General features: G+C 62.2%; 2 protein-coding genes. Both read left to right on the top strand.

Annotated features, from left to right (window positions below):
• Positions 1–1,218 (top strand): sulfate adenylyltransferase subunit 1 (locus tag ACXJKL_RS19135; protein ID WP_457208587.1); only part of this gene is annotated, 1,218 nt, incomplete at its 5' end.
• Between the two features lie 67 nt (positions 1,219–1,285).
• Positions 1,286–2,491: a glycosyltransferase gene (locus ACXJKL_RS19130; RefSeq protein ID WP_457208586.1), complete on the top strand. Its 1,206-nt coding sequence runs from the start codon at positions 1,286–1,288 to the stop codon at positions 2,489–2,491.
• Positions 2,492–2,569: the final 78 nt, after the last annotated feature.

Below are 2,569 nucleotides of genomic sequence, written 5' to 3'. Positions count from 1 at the left end.
GTGGACGACGGCAAGTCCACGCTCATCGGCCGACTGCTGCTCGACTCGAAGGCGATCTTCGAGGACCAGCTCGAGGCCGTCGAGGCCTCCTCGCAGTCCAAGGGCTACGACTACACCGACCTCGCGCTGCTGACCGACGGTCTGCGCTCCGAGCGCGAGCAGGGCATCACCATCGACGTGGCCTATCGCTACTTCGCGACGCCAAGCCGCAAGTTCATCATCGCCGACACCCCCGGGCACATCCAGTACACGCGCAACATGGTCACCGGGGCCTCAACGGCCGACCTGGGCCTGGTGCTCGTCGATGCCCGCCACGGGCTCACGGAGCAGAGCCGCCGGCACGCTGTGCTGCTGTCCCTGCTCCGGGTGCCGCACCTGGTGCTGGCAGTCAACAAGATGGATCTCGTCGACTGGGACGAGTCGGTCTACGAGAAGATCCACAACGAGTTCACCGCGTTCGCGACCAAGCTGAACATCCCGGACCTCGAGGTGATCCCGATCTCGGCGCTCCAGGGCGACAACGTGGTGACGCGCAGCGAGAACACGCCGTGGTACCACGGGCCCACGCTGATGCATCACCTCGAGCACGTCCACGTGGCCTCCGACCGCGACCTCCAGGACGTCCGGTTCCCCGTGCAGTACGTCGTGCGGCCCAAGTCCGACGAGTTCCACGACTACCGCGGCTACGCCGGCATGGTCGCCGGGGGTGTGCTCAAGCCCGGCGACGAGGTCGTCGTGCTGCCCAGCGGTATGACCTCCACGATCAAGGGCATCGATCTCTTCAACCAAGAGATCACCGAGGCGTTCCCGCCCATGTCGGTCACGGTGCGACTCGACGATGACGTCGACGTCTCTCGGGGCGACATGATTGCCCGGGTCAACAACGCACCCAAGCCCAGCCAGGACATCGACGCGATGATCTGCTGGATGACCAACGAGCCGCTGCGTCCGCGGCAGAAGCTCGCCATCAAGCACACCACCCGGACCGCGCGGGCGATGGTCAAGGACATTCAGTACCGCCTCGACGTCAACAGCCTGCACCGCGATCAGGACACCAAGGAGCTCGGTCTCAACGAGATCGGCCGCGTCCAGCTGCGCACCACCGTGCCGCTGCTGTGCGACCCCTATTCCAAGAACCGCACCACGGGCTCGTTCATCCTCATCGACGAAGCAACCGGRGTTACCGTCGGCGCGGGCATGATAAACAGCGGCGCCTGACGCCACCTAGAAGCCGGGAGTTCAATACGTGACGTCTGCGCAACCGTCAAAGCGGCGCATCCTTCTGATGAACAAGTATTGGCGACCCGCCGGCGGTGTCGAGAACCACGCCTTCGAGGTCAAGGCGGCACTGGAAGCAATGGGCCACGAAGTTTTTCCATACGCCATGCGGGAACCCGAGACTCTGCCCACGCCATTTATGGAGTACTTCCCGTCAGCGGTTGACTTCAGATCTGGCAGCCCAGGTGCGATGGCCCGGTCGGTAGGCCGGGCTGCGTTCGCCAAGGGCGCCAAAGCGAATTTTGAGAAATTTCTTGAGGTGGCCCAGATCGATGCGGCCTACGTGCTTCACATTTATCACCAGCTCGGCATGCCGCTCCTCAACTCTCTTCACAATCACCACATACCCACAGTGCTTAGTCTCCACGACTACAAAGTGGCATGCCCCAACTACCGACTCTTCTCCGAGCGGACCCAGTCTATTTGCACGAAGTGCCTGGACAAGCCGGCCGGCCACCTGTGGGCTCCGATCCAAGAACGTTGCTGGAACGACAGCGCTGTCGCGGGAGCAGCTCTAGTTATTGAGTCCGCTGCCACTCGAATGCACGACAGCTACAACAAGGCCGACATAATCACGACACTGAATGACCTTCAGGAAGTTAGCATTCGGCGGGCTGGGGTTCACGTCCCCATCATGCGCCTGCCACACCCGGTCGAGCTCGGACCGGCCCGCCCGGCGCAGCAGCGAAAACACTTTGTATACGTTGGTCGGCTGGTGCCAGAAAAGGGTGTCGCGACGCTCATCCGGGCCGTTGCACGCGCTGGCGTGACGCTTCGAATCGTTGGCGACGGCAGATCCCGTAACGATCTCGAGCAACTAAGCTCCGCCCTGAATGCTTCAGTGCATTTTGTTGGCAACGTCAGCAGTCACGGTGTGGAACGTGAGCTCGCGGATGCAATTGCTTTGGTCGTCCCATCAGAATGGCACGAGGTGAGCCCTCTTGTCGTATACGAAGCCATCGCCGCCGACGTCCCCGTAGTCGCGACGGCCGTAGGAGGGATGATCGACCAACTAGGGGACGGGCGTGGGCGCCTGGTACCTGTCAACGACGTCGAAGCCCTTGCCAGTGAACTCAAGTCGGTGAACGACGATCAATTCTCGGCGCAGAATGCATCCGCCCGCGCTCGAGAACACGCACTTCGCTATCATTCGCCAGCGACGTGGAAAGYGAACCTCGCAGCCGTTTTTGGCGCCGCGGGCGTAACACTCTGAGCTATTCATGACCAAATCCACAGCCTCGGACCGCGTGAGCACAGGCCCCCCCGCGCTGCTAGTCATCAGTGTATTGGC

Source organism: Nocardioides sp. P5_C9_2, assembly GCF_054049555.1.
The sequence above is the reverse complement of the archived record's forward strand: the minus strand, read 5'-3'. Positions and strand labels throughout refer to the sequence as shown.